General features: G+C 71.5%; 10 protein-coding genes. 5 read left to right on the forward strand and 5 right to left on the reverse strand.

All coding sequences use genetic code 11. From position 1 onward, the window contains the following. The first annotated feature begins 360 nt into the window (after nucleotides 1-360). Together AC0IW9_RS13125 and AC0IW9_RS13130 are read left to right on the forward strand one after the other, a co-directional pair. Nucleotides 361-870: a hypothetical protein gene (locus tag AC0IW9_RS13125; protein WP_471648704.1), complete on the forward strand. Its 510-nt coding sequence runs from the start codon at nucleotides 361-363 to the stop codon at nucleotides 868-870. Further along, nucleotides 863-1,687 carry a class I SAM-dependent methyltransferase gene (locus tag AC0IW9_RS13130; RefSeq protein WP_471648705.1) on the forward strand — a complete coding sequence of 275 codons (825 nt, stop codon included), beginning with the start codon at nucleotides 863-865 and terminating at the stop codon, nucleotides 1,685-1,687. Before AC0IW9_RS13125 ends, AC0IW9_RS13130 begins: the two co-directional genes overlap by 8 nt. On the opposite strand, the gene murJ is transcribed toward AC0IW9_RS13130, so the two are convergent. After that, the gene (gene murJ / locus AC0IW9_RS13135; protein WP_471648706.1) at nucleotides 1,684-3,231 is read right to left on the reverse strand and encodes a murein biosynthesis integral membrane protein MurJ; all 1,548 of its coding nucleotides are present in this window, start codon (nucleotides 3,229-3,231) and stop codon (nucleotides 1,684-1,686) included. The two genes, AC0IW9_RS13130 and murJ, sit on opposite strands and share 4 nt — an antisense overlap. A 48-nt stretch (nucleotides 3,232-3,279) precedes the next feature. Further along, nucleotides 3,280-4,155: a LysR substrate-binding domain-containing protein gene (locus AC0IW9_RS13140; protein WP_471648707.1), complete on the reverse strand. Its 876-nt coding sequence runs from the start codon at nucleotides 4,153-4,155 to the stop codon at nucleotides 3,280-3,282. Nucleotides 4,156-4,235: 80 nt separating this feature from the next. Between AC0IW9_RS13140 and AC0IW9_RS13145 the strand changes: the two genes are divergently transcribed. Genes AC0IW9_RS13145 through AC0IW9_RS13155 form a run of 3 tightly spaced genes read left to right on the forward strand, consistent with a single transcriptional unit; the run spans nucleotide 4,236 to nucleotide 7,056 of the window. Next, nucleotides 4,236-4,982: a TSUP family transporter gene (locus AC0IW9_RS13145; protein WP_471648708.1), complete on the forward strand. Its 747-nt coding sequence runs from the start codon at nucleotides 4,236-4,238 to the stop codon at nucleotides 4,980-4,982. A gap of 14 nt (nucleotides 4,983-4,996) precedes the next feature. After that, entirely contained in the window at nucleotides 4,997-5,218 is a 222-nt protein-coding gene (locus tag AC0IW9_RS13150; protein WP_471648709.1) for a hypothetical protein, read from the forward strand. 53 nt (nucleotides 5,219-5,271) lie between these two features. Further along, nucleotides 5,272-7,056: a chloride channel protein gene (locus tag AC0IW9_RS13155; protein ID WP_471648710.1), complete on the forward strand. Its 1,785-nt coding sequence runs from the start codon at nucleotides 5,272-5,274 to the stop codon at nucleotides 7,054-7,056. Between the two features lie 16 nt (nucleotides 7,057-7,072). Here the strand turns inward: AC0IW9_RS13155 and AC0IW9_RS13160 are convergent, their stop codons facing one another. The 3 genes from AC0IW9_RS13160 to mutS are packed head-to-tail and all read right to left on the reverse strand — an operon-like array spanning nucleotide 7,073 to nucleotide 12,932. Continuing rightward, entirely contained in the window at nucleotides 7,073-7,354 is a 282-nt protein-coding gene (locus AC0IW9_RS13160) for a hypothetical protein (protein WP_471648711.1), read from the reverse strand. 50 nt (nucleotides 7,355-7,404) lie between these two features. Beyond that, the gene (locus tag AC0IW9_RS13165) at nucleotides 7,405-10,221 is read right to left on the reverse strand and encodes a [protein-PII] uridylyltransferase (protein WP_471648712.1); all 2,817 of its coding nucleotides are present in this window, start codon (nucleotides 10,219-10,221) and stop codon (nucleotides 7,405-7,407) included. 20 nt (nucleotides 10,222-10,241) lie between these two features. After that, nucleotides 10,242-12,932 carry a DNA mismatch repair protein MutS gene (gene mutS, locus AC0IW9_RS13170; RefSeq protein WP_471648713.1) on the reverse strand — a complete coding sequence of 897 codons (2,691 nt, stop codon included), beginning with the start codon at nucleotides 12,930-12,932 and terminating at the stop codon, nucleotides 10,242-10,244. Nucleotides 12,933-12,961 lie beyond the last annotated feature (29 nt).

Here is a 12,961-nt window from a genome sequence, read left to right on the forward strand (position 1 = left end):
CGGCATCCACCTCGGCCCGCGTGACCATGACCTCGGCGTTTTGCGGGCGGGCAGGGGCCGGCTGACCCCGATGGAGGACGCCGAGTTGCCGCCGCTGGCGGCGCGGGCGCGCTTCGTCGAGGCGGATGTCCATGGCGCCTTGCAGGCGGTAACCCTCGCGGCATGGCTTCGACAGGGTGTTCGTCACCTGGGGGGGCCTGTGCTGGCTGCCGGAGATCCCGCGTTGGGCCGGCCCAGCCTTGGCTGCCGCTCGCCTATTCGCTGCTGGCGACGAAGCCGCAGGACGCGTGATGGCTGGGATGCGTGAATAGCGGTGCATCCGGCGTGGCAATGCGTCATGCTGCGATGCAGCAAAATCCGATGGATCAAACATTTATGTCCGACGTGAAGCCGAGTGTGACCGCCGCGACCGATATGCTGGCCTCCGCCAGCCGCAATTCCACCCAGACCGGCGAGCTGGCCATGGCCGCGGCCGAGGTGGTGCTGCGGCGGATGACGCTGGGCGGCTTCGCCATGGTCAATCCCGCTGCGGCGGACCATGCCGAATTCGCCCGGATGGTGCCGGAGAAGGCCAAGGCCTTCACCGATGCCGGCACCGCCCTGGCCAGCCAGTCGGCCCGGATGGGAGAGGCCATGGCGCGCTACCTGGTCGAGGAATCCGCCTTCATGGCGAAGGCTGCGGGTTCGGTGATGGCCAGCGGCCATGCCGGCGGCATGATGGCGGCCCAGGCCCAGGCCACCATGGCCTGGATCGGGCGGATGGCAGCGCAGTCCGGCGCCATGTGCCTGCTGGCCCTGGAGGCCCAGGGTGCCGCCCTGGCGCCGATCCATCGGGCGGCCACCGGCAATGTCACCCGCCTCCGTGTCTGAACCGGTGCCGGGGAAGCAGCCACCGGCGCTGCAGGGCGTGCCGGAGACGATGCTCTGGCCGCTCTATCACCGCGCGATGGAAACGCGGCGGCCGGATGGCGTGCTCAAGGACCCGGAGAGCCTGCGGATCATGCAGGCGCTGGACTACGATTTCGCCGGGCATTTCGGGGTCTCGGGCGGGTCGCTCGCGGCGCGGGCGGCGGCGATCGACGGGGCGCTGCGCGACTGGCTGCGGGATCATCCGGATGGCCAGGTGGTCTCGCTGGGCGAAGGGCTGGAGACGCAGTCCCGCCGGGTCGACAACGGGACGATGCGCTGGCTGTCGGTGGACCTGCCGGAGGCGATCGCCTTGCGGGAGCGCTTCCTGGCACCCACGCCGCGCTTCCGGCACCTGGCGATGAGCGCGCTCGACCCGGGCTGGATGGCAGCGCTGGACCAGTCCGCTCCGGTCTTCGTCGTGGCCCAGGGACTGCTGATGTATCTAGCGCCGGAGGCGGTGCGGGGACTGCTGGCCGGAATCGCGGCCGGGCTGCCGGGGGCCAGTCTGGTCTTCGATACCGTGCCGCCCTGGCTGTCCCGCATGACTTTGCGCGGTCTGCAGCAGACGCCGCGCTACCGCCTGCCGCCGATGCCCTGGGGCATCGCCCGGGACGAGATCGGACCGACGCTGCGGCGCTGGTGCCCGGGGATCGGGCCGGTGGAGCTGCTGCCCTATGCGCTGCCGCGCAGCGTGCCGGGCTTTCTCGGCCCGTTCCTGCAGGGGGCGCCGCTGCTGCGGAACCAGTTGCCGAGCCTGGTGCGGACCCGCTTCGGCTAGGCGGCCTTCTTGCGCCGCCGCCGCAGCATCCCGCGCACTTCCCGCAGGTCCACCGCCCGCAGCAGATGTGCCGCCACGAAATAGGCGACGCAGCCGGAGGTGATCAGCACCCCGAGCGCGATGAAGCGCAGGCCCGGTGCGGCCGGGAACAGCAGCCCCTGCAGTACCCAGAGCACCATGCCCATGACCGCGGCGGCCAGCAGCAGCCGCGGCATCCGCCGGCGTAGCCGGCGATCCGGCACGAATTGGCCGCGCCGCAGCAGCAGCGCGCCCAGCGCCAGGGCATTGAACCAGGCCGAGAGCGCGGTCGCCAGCGCCACGCCGACATGGCTGAGGTACCGCGTCAGGATGAGGTTGAGCAGCAGGTTCAGCGCCACGGCGGCGAAGCCGACCTTCACCGGCGTCGCCGTGTCGCCGCGGGCGAAGAAGCCGGGGGCGAAGATCTTCACCAGCACATAGGCCGGCAGGCCGATGGCATAGGCGGCCAGCGCGGCGGAGGTGGCGGCGGCCTCGGCCGGGCCGAAGGCGCCCCGCTGGAACAGCACGGCGACGATGGGCCAGGCGACGACCGCCTGCCCGACCGCGGCCGGGAGGCAGAGCAGCAGGGACATCTCGGCCGCCCGGTTCATGGTCCGGTGTGCCGAGAGGCTTTCGCCGGCGCGGACCTGGCGCGAGAGCAGCGGCAGCATGGCGGTGCCGACCGCGGCGCCGATGACGCCGAGCGGCAATTGTCCGACCCGGTCGGCGTAGTACAGGTAGGAGACGGCGCCGGCCGGCAGGAAGCTGGCGATGATGACGTCGATGGCGAGGTTGAGCTGGGTCACGCCGGCGCCGAGGATGCCCGGGATCATCCGCCGCAGCACCTGCCGCACCTCGGGCGCGAGGCTGGGCAGCCGCAGGATCCGCAGCGCCATGCCCGCCCGGGCGCAGGCCCAGAGCACCAGCCCGAGCTGCACCGCGCCGGAGGCGACCACGCCCCAGGCCAGCGCATGCGCCGGCGTCGCCACATAGGGCGTGAGCACCAGCAGCGAGGCCATGGACAGCAGGTTGAAGAAGATCGGCGCGGCGGCGGCGGCGGCGAAGCGCTCCAGCCCGTTCAGCACGCCCGAGACCAGCGCGGTCAGGCAGATCAGCAGCAGGTAGGGGAAGGTGATCCGGGTCAGCTCGATGGCCAGGGCGAATTTGGCCGGGTCGTCGGAGAAGCCCGGCGCCAGCACCTGCATGAGCTGCGGCATGATGATGATGCCGATGACCACCAGCAGCGAGAGCCAGAGCGTCATCAGCGCCGCCATCCGCTCGGCGAGCTGCTGCGCCACCTTCGGCCCCTGCACCGCGAGGGTCCCGGCGAAGGCGGGGACGAAGGCGGCGTTGAAGGCACCCTCCCCGAACAGCCGGCGGAACAGGTTCGGCAGCTTCAGCGCGACGAAGAAGCAATCCGCGATCGGCCCGGCGCCGAGCCGGGCGGCGATGAACATGTCCCGGGCAAAGCCGAGCACGCGGCTGGCCATGGTCCAGCCGCCAACGGTGAGGACGCCTTTGAGCATGGCGCGCCCTCTAGCCTGGAATGGTGGCGGCGGCGAGGTGGCGTCGCCTCATGGAATGCGATGCGCCGCATCCGTGATCCATTCCGCGAAGGCCGCGAAGGCGGGCTCGGCGGTGCGGAAGGGCTGGTGGACCAGGTACCATCCCTTGCCCTTGGAGACCGACTGCGGAAAGGGCGCCACCAGCCGGCCGGCGGCGAGGTCGTCGTCGATATAGGGGCGGATGCCCATGGCGACGCCGAGGCCATCGGCGGCGGCCTGGAGCGCCTGGCCGTAGAAGTCGAATTGCGGGCCCTGGGCGGGCAGGCCAGCGAGGCCGACAGCCTCCAGCCAGCGGGGCCAGTCCTCGGCCGCATGGGTGACGCGGAGCAGGCATCCCGGAGCGAGATCCCCTGGCCGGCGCAGCCGCCGGGCGAGGGCCGGGGCGCAGACCGGGGTGAGATCCGCGGCAAAGAGGGGTTGCGCCAGCAGGCCGGGCCAGCGGCCGTCGCCGAGCCGGATGCCGCAGGTCCAATCCTCGGCGAAGGGCGCGGCGGCGCCGCCGGTGGTGATGCGGACATCGATGCCGGGCTGCCGGCGCTGCCAATCGGCCAGCCGGGGGATCAGCCAGCGGATGGCGAAGGTGGGGCCGACGCCGAGGGTCAGCACCTGGCGGCCGGCGAGGCCGGCGACGTCCTCCGTGAGGCTGGCGAGGTTGTCCAGCAGCAGGGTCAGGCCGCTGCGGTAGCGGCTGCCGGCGGCGGTCAGGGTCAGGCGATTGGCCCGGCGTTCGAACAGCGCCACGCCGAGCCGGGCTTCCAGCAGCTTCACCATGCGGCTGACGGCAGCGGGGCTGACATGCAGTTCCGCGGCGGCGGCGGCGATGCTGCCGCTGCGACCGGCGGCTTCGAAGGCGCGAATTCCGTTCAGGAAGGGCAGCCGGCGCATGCGGAGCCTCAGGAAAGCTGATGGTAAGCGCAGCATATCTCGGTTTGTGACGAAGGACCAACGGGCGCACAGCGTCAGGCATGGCACCCCTCACGATCCTGCTGCTCTGCATCGTCATGGTCGGCACCGCCTTCCTCTCCGGCATCTTCGGCATGGCCGGTGGGCTGGTCCTGATCGGCGTGCTGCTGGTGGTGCTGCCGTTGCCGGAGGCGATGGCGCTGCATGCGGTGACGCAGATGGCCTCCAACGGCTGGCGCGGCTGGCTGTGGCGGAAGCACATCCTGCGGCGGCCGGTCCTGGCGATCTCGGGCGGCTTCGCGCTGGCGATGCTGGCCTGGAGCCTGGTGCGCTGGGTGCCGGACAAGCCGGTGGCGCTGCTGGCGCTGGGCCTCACGCCCTTCCTGGTGAAGCTGATGCCGGCGCGGTTGGCGCCCGACCCCAACAACCCGGTGCAGGGGCTGGCCTATGGCGGGTTGGCGATGTCGCTGATGCTGCTGACCGGCGTATCCGGCCCGCTGATCGACCGCTTCTTCCTGGGGGGAGGACTGGACCGGCGACAGATCGTCGCCACCAAGGCGGCCTGCCAGGTGCTCGGTCATGCGGCCAAGCTGGTCTACTTCAGCGGGCTGGTGGACCAGGCGGCGGGGCTCGACCTGACGGTGGCGGGGGCGGCGGTCCTATCTTCGATGCTCGGCACCAGCCTGGCGCGGCGGATCCTCGAGGCGATGACGGATGTGCAGTACCGCCGCTGGACCGACCGGCTGATCGCGGTGATCGCCGGCTACTACATAACCTATGGCAGCTACCTGCTGGTGGTGGCGCCGTGAGGGAGGAGGCTTCGATGTCCGATATCATCGCCCCGCTGATCCGCGACCTGGTGGCTTCCGTCGCGGCCGGGCCGCGTCCCTATCCGGAGGTGCTCGAAGCCTGGCGGACATCCTGCCCGCGGCTGACGGTCTGGGAGGATGCGGTGGATGGCGGCTTCGTCGCGGTGACCGGCAGCGGTGCGGGCGGCTTGCAGGTGGTGGCGACGGAACGGGGCCGGGCGCTTTTGCCGCGCTGACCACCACAAGGTGTCTCGCCAAGCGCCGGTGGCTGCGGCAAGCAGCAGGGCGCATGGAAACTTCTGCTCTCCGACGCCGGGTCCTGCTGCTGCGGCGCGGCGCGCGGCTTGCCACCCAGTTGCGCGGCTGGGTCCGCAGCAGCGAGGTGGCGGTAGTCGCCCTGGCGGTGCTGGTCGGGGCGGCGGTCGGGTTGCTCGCCTGGGGCATGGGGACTTTGGCGCATGGGCTGCAGCGCCTGCTCTATGACCTGGAGCCACATCTGCGGCTTTCCGCGGCGACGCGCCTGCCGGTCTGGCAACTGCTGCTGGTGCCGGCGCTGGGCGGCTTGGCGCTGGCCGGGCTGAACCGCCTGATCGCCCGCTGGCGGCCTAAGTCGCCGATCGATCCCATCGAGGCCAATGCCATGCATGGCGGCCGGCTCTCCCTGACCGATGGCCTGGTGGTCGGGGCGCAGACCGTGCTGTCCAACGGGGTAGGCGCCTCGGTCGGGCTGGAGGCGGGCTATACCCAGGTCGGCGGCGGTATCGCCTCCCGCCTCGGCCGCGCCTTCTCGCTGCGGCGGGGTGATCTGCGGATCCTGGTCGGAGCCGGCACCGCGGGGGCGATCGGCGCGGCCTTCGATGCGCCGCTGACCGGCGCCTTCTATGCCTTCGAGCTGGTGATCGGCACCTATAGCATCGCCGCGCTGTTTCCGGTGGTGGCCAGCGCGGTGACGGCGGTGCTGGTGGCGCGTGGGCTGCAGGCGGGAACCTATATCGTCGAGAGCGCCGCGCCGAGCGTGGTGGATTTCGGGACCTATCCGCTGGCGCTGATCGTGGGCGCCTTCTGCGGCCTGTCGGGCATCGTCCTGATGCGTGGGGTCGGGCTGACCGAGTCGCTGCTGGTGCGGGCCATACCCTCGGCGGCATTGCGGCTGGTCCTGGGTGGGGCGGCGGTGGGCGGGCTGGCGCTGATCTCGCCGGTGGCGCTTTCGGCGGGGCATGGGGCCTTGCATCTGGCCTTCATGACCGAAGCACCGGCCTGGCCGGTGCTGGCGCTGCTGCTGGTGAAGGCGGCCTCCTCCATCGTGTCGCTGGGCAGCGGCTTCCGGGGCGGCCTGTTCTTCGCCTCGCTGCTGATCGGGGCGCTGGGCGGCAAGCTGTTCGCCGGGCTGCTGGCCCTATGGCTGGCGCCGGGGCCGGACCCGCTGCTGATGGCGATCATCGGGATGAGTGCCTTCGGCGCGGCGGTGATCGGGGCGCCGCTGGCGATGACCTTCCTGGCACTGGAGACGACGGGCAGCCTCGCGGTGGCGGGACCGGTGCTGGCGGCCGTCGCGGTCTCCGGCCTGATCGTGCGGCGGCTGTTCGGCTATTCCTTCGCCACCTGGCGCTTCCACCTGCGCGGGGAGACCATCCGCAGCGCGCATGACATCGGCTGGATCAACGACCTGACGGTCGGCAGCCTGATGCGGCGGGAGGTGCCGACCGCCTCGGTCTCGCTGGACCTCGCCAGTTTTCGCCAGCGGTTCCCGCTGGGCGCCGTGGCGCGGGTGGTGTTGCTGGATGAGGCCGGGCGTTATGCCGGGCTGGCCTCCGTGCCGGAGGTGCATGCGGCGCCGCTGGAGGGCGGGTCGCTCACCGAGCTGCTGCATCTGAACGACCGGGTGCTGTTGCCGAGCATGAACGCCCGGGTCGCCATGGCCGCCTTCGAGGCGGCGGAGGCCGAAGCCATGGCCGTCGTCGATGGGCCGGGCCGCAAACCCATCGGGCTGGTGACCGAGGCCCATCTGCTGCGCCGCTACGGTGAGGAAGTCGAGAAGCGGCGGCGCGAGGAAAGCGGGATCGCCTCGGCCTGAACCGAAGCGTCCTGGTCTATTCCTGGGCGAGACCGGCGCTGGAATCCCGGCCACCCTTGCCAGTGGCCTTGTCCTCGCCCTGGCCGGCGGCCTGCGGGCCGCTGTCATCCGGCGCGCCGCCCTTGACCTTGATGTTCACCGGTCCGCCGGGCGCCTTGGCATCGGTCCGGTTGTTGTTGTCGCCGGGGGAGGGCTTGTACTGGTGCTCCGGCGTCTTGTCCCGCTCGGGGGCATGGGGGCCCTGGCTGCTGGTCAGGTTCTCATAGGGCTCGACGTTCGTCTTGGGATCAGCGGGCATGGCATATGTCTCCCTGTTCGGGGGGACAACGCCGCGGCCTGCCGCAAGGTTTAGGCAGGATCGGCCACTGCCCGCGGAGCCGTGGAAATGCCGCCGCCGCCTTCGCCGCCCGGCGGGTTCAGCGCCGCTTCCATCGCCTCCCGTAGGGTATGCAGCTTGCGCTCGTTCTCGACCTTCAGGCCGAAGACATCCTTCACATAGAAGACGTCCACCGCGCGCACGCCATAGGTGGTGATATGCGCGCTGGCGATCTGCAGCCCCTGGTCGCTGATCGCGGCCGTCACGTCATGCAGCAGGCCCGGCCGGTCGCGGCCATTCACCTCGATGACGGTGTAGGTATTGCTCGCGTGGTTGTCGAAGACGACGCGGGGCGGGACGGTGACGGCGCGCAGCCGGGCCGGCTCGCGGCGCACCTTGCGGATCTCGTCGCGCAGGCGGAGGCGGCCCGAGAGCGCCTGCTCGATCAGCACGGAGAGACGGGCGAGGCGGTGGGGTTGCTCAAAGGCGCCGCCGGCGGCGTCCTGCACCCAGAAGGTGTCGAGCGCCATGCCGTTGGTGAGCGTATGGATGCGGGCGTCGACGATGGAGGCGCCGGCAACGGCGAGTGCCCCGGCGATGCGGCTGAAAAGGCCGGGATGGTCCGCCGCATAGACGGTGATCTCGGTGACCGCGCGGGATTCGAGCACCCGGGTGCGGACCGTGAGCGGGGCGCCGACCGCTTCCGCGTCGCGGATGATCGAGGCATGGCGGGCATGGGTCTCGGCATCGAAGGAAAGCCAGTACCCGGGATAGCCGAGGGACAGGAATTTGGCGCGTTCCGTCGCCGGCCAGGATTCCAGCATGGCGCCGGCGGCATCCCGGGCGCGGGCGACGCGGACGTCGCGTTCCGGCACGGAGAGGCCCCCTGCCAGCACCTCCGCGACGCGCCAATAGACTTCCCGCAGCAGCGTCGCCTTCCAGCCGTTCCAGACCCGCGGCCCGACCGCCCGCATGTCGCAGACGGTCAGCACCAGCAGCAGCCGCAGGCGTTCGGGCGATTGCACCAGGTCGGCGATGTCGAGGATGGTCTTGGGGTCCTCGATATCCCGCTTGAAGGCGGTCTGGCTCACCAGCAGGTGGTGGAGGACGAGCCAGGAGACGGTTTCCGTCTCCTCCGGGTTCAGGCCGAGCTTGGGACAGAGTTCGGTGGCGATGCGGGCGCCCAGTTCCGAATGGTCGCCGCCCCGGCCCTTGGCGATGTCGTGCAGCAGCGCCGCCATGTACAGCGCACGGCGGGATTGCAGCTGGCCGATGAGCTCGCTGGCGACCGGGGCGACCTCGGTCAGCTCGTTGCGCTCGATCTGCTGCAGGACGCCGATCGCCTCGATGGTGTGCTCGTCGACGGTGAAGACGTGATAGGTATCGAATTGCATGAGCCCGACGATGCGGGCCCAGTCGGGGATGAAGCGGGAAAGGAAGCCCGTCTCGTTCATCAGCCGCAGCCAGAGCGCGGCGTCGCGGCCCGTCAGGATATCGAGGAAGAGGGTATTCGCCTCCGCCTGGCCGCGCAGTTCCGCGGCATGGTGCGCATTGCGGATCAGCGCGCGGATGGCCAGCGGATGGATATCGATCTTGCGGTCGCGCGCCGCCTTGACGATGCTCAGCATGAGGACGGGTTCGCGGGAGAAGTCCCGGTTGGGCGGGGCGGCGACCAGCTTGCCGTCGGCGAGCGCCAGCCCGGCCTCGGCCAGCGCCGCATCGCCCTGGCGGCGGACGGCGGGGGGGCCGAGCGCCGCGCGTTCGATGGCCGGTTCCAGCACCCGGGTCAGGCGGAGCACGTCGCGCACCGTCAGGAACAGGTGCTTCATGAAGCGCTCGACACCGTCCTGCCGGCCGCGCGGGGTATAGCCCATGCGGGCGCCGACCACCGGCTGGAAGTCGAAGGTCAGGCGTTCCTCCGCCCGGCCGGCGACGTAGTGCAGGTGGAAGCGGACGGTCCAAAGGAAGTTCCAGGCCCGGCGGATGGCCCGCGCCTCGTGCTCGGTCAGCAGGCCGCCGCCGGGGCTTTCGGCGCCCACCAGTTCCGGCATGCGCTGGGTGCCGAAGGCGTAGCGGGCGAGCCAGTAGAGGGTCTGCAGGTCGCGTAGCCCGCCGCGGCCTTCCTTGACGTTCGGCTCGACTAGGAAGGGGCTGTCGCCGTAGCGGGCGTGGCGGCCGGCGCGCTCGGTCCGCTTGGCTGAAAGGAAGGGGGCAAGGCCGCGGTCCTTCCGGGCCTTGTCGAAGACCACCAGGAACCTCTCGAAGACCGGCTTCTCGCCGACCAGGAACCGGGCATCGACCAGGGCGGTGAGCACGGTCGCGTCGCGCCCGGCTTCCTCCATACAATCGCGGATGCTGCGGGTGGCGTGGCCGACCTTCAGCCCGAGATCCCAGAGCAGGTAGAGGATGAACTCCACCACGCGCTGGGTGCGCGGCCCGGCCTGCTGGTCCGTCAGGAAGAGCAGGTCGATATCCGAATAGGGCGCCAGCACGCCGCGGCCATAGCCGCCTGTGGCGACCAGGGCGAAGGGCGCTTCCGCCTCCTCCGCCGGGCTGCGCGGCGGGACCATGGCGAGGGCATAGCTCTGGATCGCCAGCATCACCCCATCGGTCAGCGCCGCCAGCCAACGGGCGGCGGGCAGGCCGGGGAGTTCCTGGGTCTCGAAGGCTTCCTGCACCCGGCCCTGGATCCGGCCGAGATGGCTGCGCAACAGGTCGAGCGCCGCCTCGCGGCGGATCGGCCCCGCCAGGAGGTCGGCGATCAGATCGGGAATAACCCCGGGCGCATCGGCCAACGCGGTGGGGCGTGGGGCCGAGCCCCGGGCGGGATAGGTCGCCGCGGCTGTCATATGGTTGAGCCTAACGCCACTCATGCGCCGTTGACAGCGCCATCCATGAGACTGCGGAGACGATAAATCATCTCTTGTGCCTCCCGCGGCGACAAACTGTCCGGATCGAGGGCAGACAGGGCTTCGAGCACCGGGTGTTGTTCAACCGCAACGGGTGCCGGGCCTGGGGAGGGGTCGGAGGACGTGCGCGAGAAGAGCGGCAGCTCATCGGAGAGCGGGTCGAGGCCGCGGGCCCGGGCCTCGAGGGAATTGAGGACCTGTCCGGCGCGCTGCAGCACGGCGCGGGGCACGCCGGCCAGCTTGGCGACATGGATGCCCCAACTCTTTTCCGCGGTGCCGGGGCCGACGGCGTGCAGGAAGACGACCTCCCCCTTCCACTCGCGGACCCGCATGGTGGCCGGGACCAGTTCGGGCAGCTTGCCGGCCAGTGCGGTCAGCTCATGGAAATGGGTGGCGAAGATGGTCCGGCAGCGGGTGCGGTCGTGCAGCGCTTCCAGCACCGCCCAGGCGATGGCGAGCCCGTCCCACGTCGCGGTGCCGCGGCCGACCTCGTCCAACACCACCAGGGACCGGGGGCCGGCGAGGTTCAGGATGGCGGCGGTCTCGGCCATCTCGACCATGAAGGTGGAGCGGCCGCCCGCGATGTCGTCGGCGGCGCCGACGCGGGAGAAGAGCCGGTCGGTCAGGCCGAGCCGGGCGGTCTCGGCGGGGACGAAGAGCCCGGCCTGGGCCAGTACGACAAACAGCGCATTCTGCCGCAGGAAGGTGGATTTGCCGGCCATGTTGGGGCCGGTCAGCAGGCAGATGCGGCGGCCGGGCGAAAGGTCGCAGTCGTTCGGGACGAAAGCTCCCGAACGGTTGCGGGCGAGCGCCGCGGCGACAACGGGATGGCGGCCGCCGGCGATGGCGAAGTCCGGCCGCTCGGTCAGCTCCGGCCGGCACCAGCCGCCGCCGCTGGCCAGCTCGGCGCTGGCGGCGTGGATATCGACCTCGGCCAGGGCCTCGGCGGCCCGGGTGATGCCGGCGGCGGCGGCGAGGCAGAGGTCGCGCAGGTGGCGGGTGATGAGCTTCTCCCGCCGGGCTGCCTGCTCGGCGGCATCCGCCAGGCGGCGGTCCAGGCCGGCCAGCGCGGCGCAGGTGAAGCGGTGGCCATTGGCCATGGTCTGGCGATGGATCGGGGCGAATTCGCCGCTCGCCTTGGGCGGGGCATCGCGCAGCAGCTTCTCCCCGGCGGCGGCGGGCAGCTCCGCGAGGTAGCCGAATTGCTGGTGGTGGCGGATCTTCAGCGCGGCGACGCCCCAGGCCTGGCAGAGATCGAGCTGCAGGGCGGCGATGGCGCCGCGGGCATCGTCCCGCAGCCGGCGCAGCCCATCGAGCTGGCCATCGTAGCCGGTGGCGATGATCCCGGCATCGTCGAGCCGGGCGGGCAGGGTTTCCGCCAGGGCGCGGGCGAGCTCTGGCGCGGGGTCCGAGCTGGGGCGGAGCGCCGCCGCGGCATCCCGCAGCAAGGGGGGGATGGCAGCGAGGCCATCCGGGTGCTCCAGCGCTTCCGCCACCGTGGCGGCGCGGGCGAGGCCGTCCCGGATGGCGGCGAGGTCGCGCGGCGCGAAGCGGTCGAGCGCCAGCCGGGCCAGGGCCCGGGCCATGTCCGGGGTGCCCTTCAAGGTGCCGCGCAGGGCGGCGCGCAGCGGATGCGCGGCGAGCAAGGTGGCGACCGCATCGTGCCGGGCGAGGATGGGGGCCGGCTCGGCCAGGGGGCAGGCGAGGCGGGCGGCGAGCAGCCGGCCACCGGCCGCGGTCATCGTGCGGTCCACCGCGCCCAGCAGGCAGTCCCGTGCGCCGCCACGTTCGGGGCGGAGGATTTCGAGGCTGCGGCGGGTGGCGGCATCCATCTGCAGCACGCCCTGGCTGCCGCGCGGCACCGGCCGCGACAGATGGGCGAGCGCGCCGGCCTTCTGGGTGGCCTTCACGTAGTCCAGCGCCATGGCGGCGGCGGCGATCTCGGCCGGGTGGTATTCACCGAAGCCATCGAGCGTCGCCAGACCATAGGCCTCCGCCACGCGGCGGGTACCGTCGCGCGGCATCGGCGTCTCCACCGCCCCGGCGAGGCCGAGGCTGGCGGGGGCCAGGACCTCCGCCGGCTCCAGCCGGGCGATCAGCGCGTGCAGGTCGGCCAGGGCCAGGGCCTCGGTCTCGAAGGCGCCGGTCGAGAGGTCGAGCCAGGCGGCGCCAAGCCTATCGCCACCGGGGGCCTCGGCAGGGGCGAGGGCGAGGAGCCAGGCGGGGCGGGCAGCCTCCAGCAGGGTTTCCTCGGTGACGGTGCCGGGGGTGACGAGGCGGACGACCTGGCGATGGACCGCGGGGGCACGGCGGCGCTTGGCTTCCTCCGGCGTTTCCATCTGCTGGCAGATCGCCACTCGGAAGCCGCGGCGGATCAGCCGGGCGAGGTAGCTTTCATGGCTATGGGCCGGAACACCGCACATGGTGATGCGGCGGCCCTGGTGTTCGCCACGGTGCGACAGCGCGATATCGAGCACTTCCGATGCGGCTTCGGCATCGGCGAAGAACATCTCGAAGAAATCGCCCATCTGGAAGAAGAGAAGGGCATCGGGATTCTCCGCCTTGGCGGCGAACCACTGGGCCATGGCGGGGGAGGCGCCCTCGGCCGTCATCGGAAGCGGGGCGGGCGGATGTTCGGTGGGGCTGGCCATCCGGGACAACCTAGCCTGGATCGCTGCCG

It is taken from the genome of Belnapia sp. AC561 (assembly GCF_979252845.1).

Coding starts and splice junctions, on each gene's coding strand:
- AC0IW9_RS13125 (WP_471648704.1), top strand. CDS start 361: ATGGATCAAACATTTATGTCCGACGTGAAGCCGAGTGTGACCGCCGCG.
- murJ (WP_471648706.1), bottom strand. CDS start 3,231: ATGCTCAAAGGCGTCCTCACCGTTGGCGGCTGGACCATGGCCAGCCGC.
- AC0IW9_RS13140 (WP_471648707.1), bottom strand. CDS start 4,155: ATGCGCCGGCTGCCCTTCCTGAACGGAATTCGCGCCTTCGAAGCCGCC.
- AC0IW9_RS13145 (WP_471648708.1), top strand. CDS start 4,236: ATGGCACCCCTCACGATCCTGCTGCTCTGCATCGTCATGGTCGGCACC.
- AC0IW9_RS13150 (WP_471648709.1), top strand. CDS start 4,997: ATGTCCGATATCATCGCCCCGCTGATCCGCGACCTGGTGGCTTCCGTC.
- AC0IW9_RS13155 (WP_471648710.1), top strand. CDS start 5,272: ATGGAAACTTCTGCTCTCCGACGCCGGGTCCTGCTGCTGCGGCGCGGC.
- AC0IW9_RS13160 (WP_471648711.1), bottom strand. CDS start 7,354: ATGCCCGCTGATCCCAAGACGAACGTCGAGCCCTATGAGAACCTGACC.
- AC0IW9_RS13165 (WP_471648712.1), bottom strand. CDS start 10,221: ATGACAGCCGCGGCGACCTATCCCGCCCGGGGCTCGGCCCCACGCCCC.
- mutS (WP_471648713.1), bottom strand. CDS start 12,932: ATGGCCAGCCCCACCGAACATCCGCCCGCCCCGCTTCCGATGACGGCC.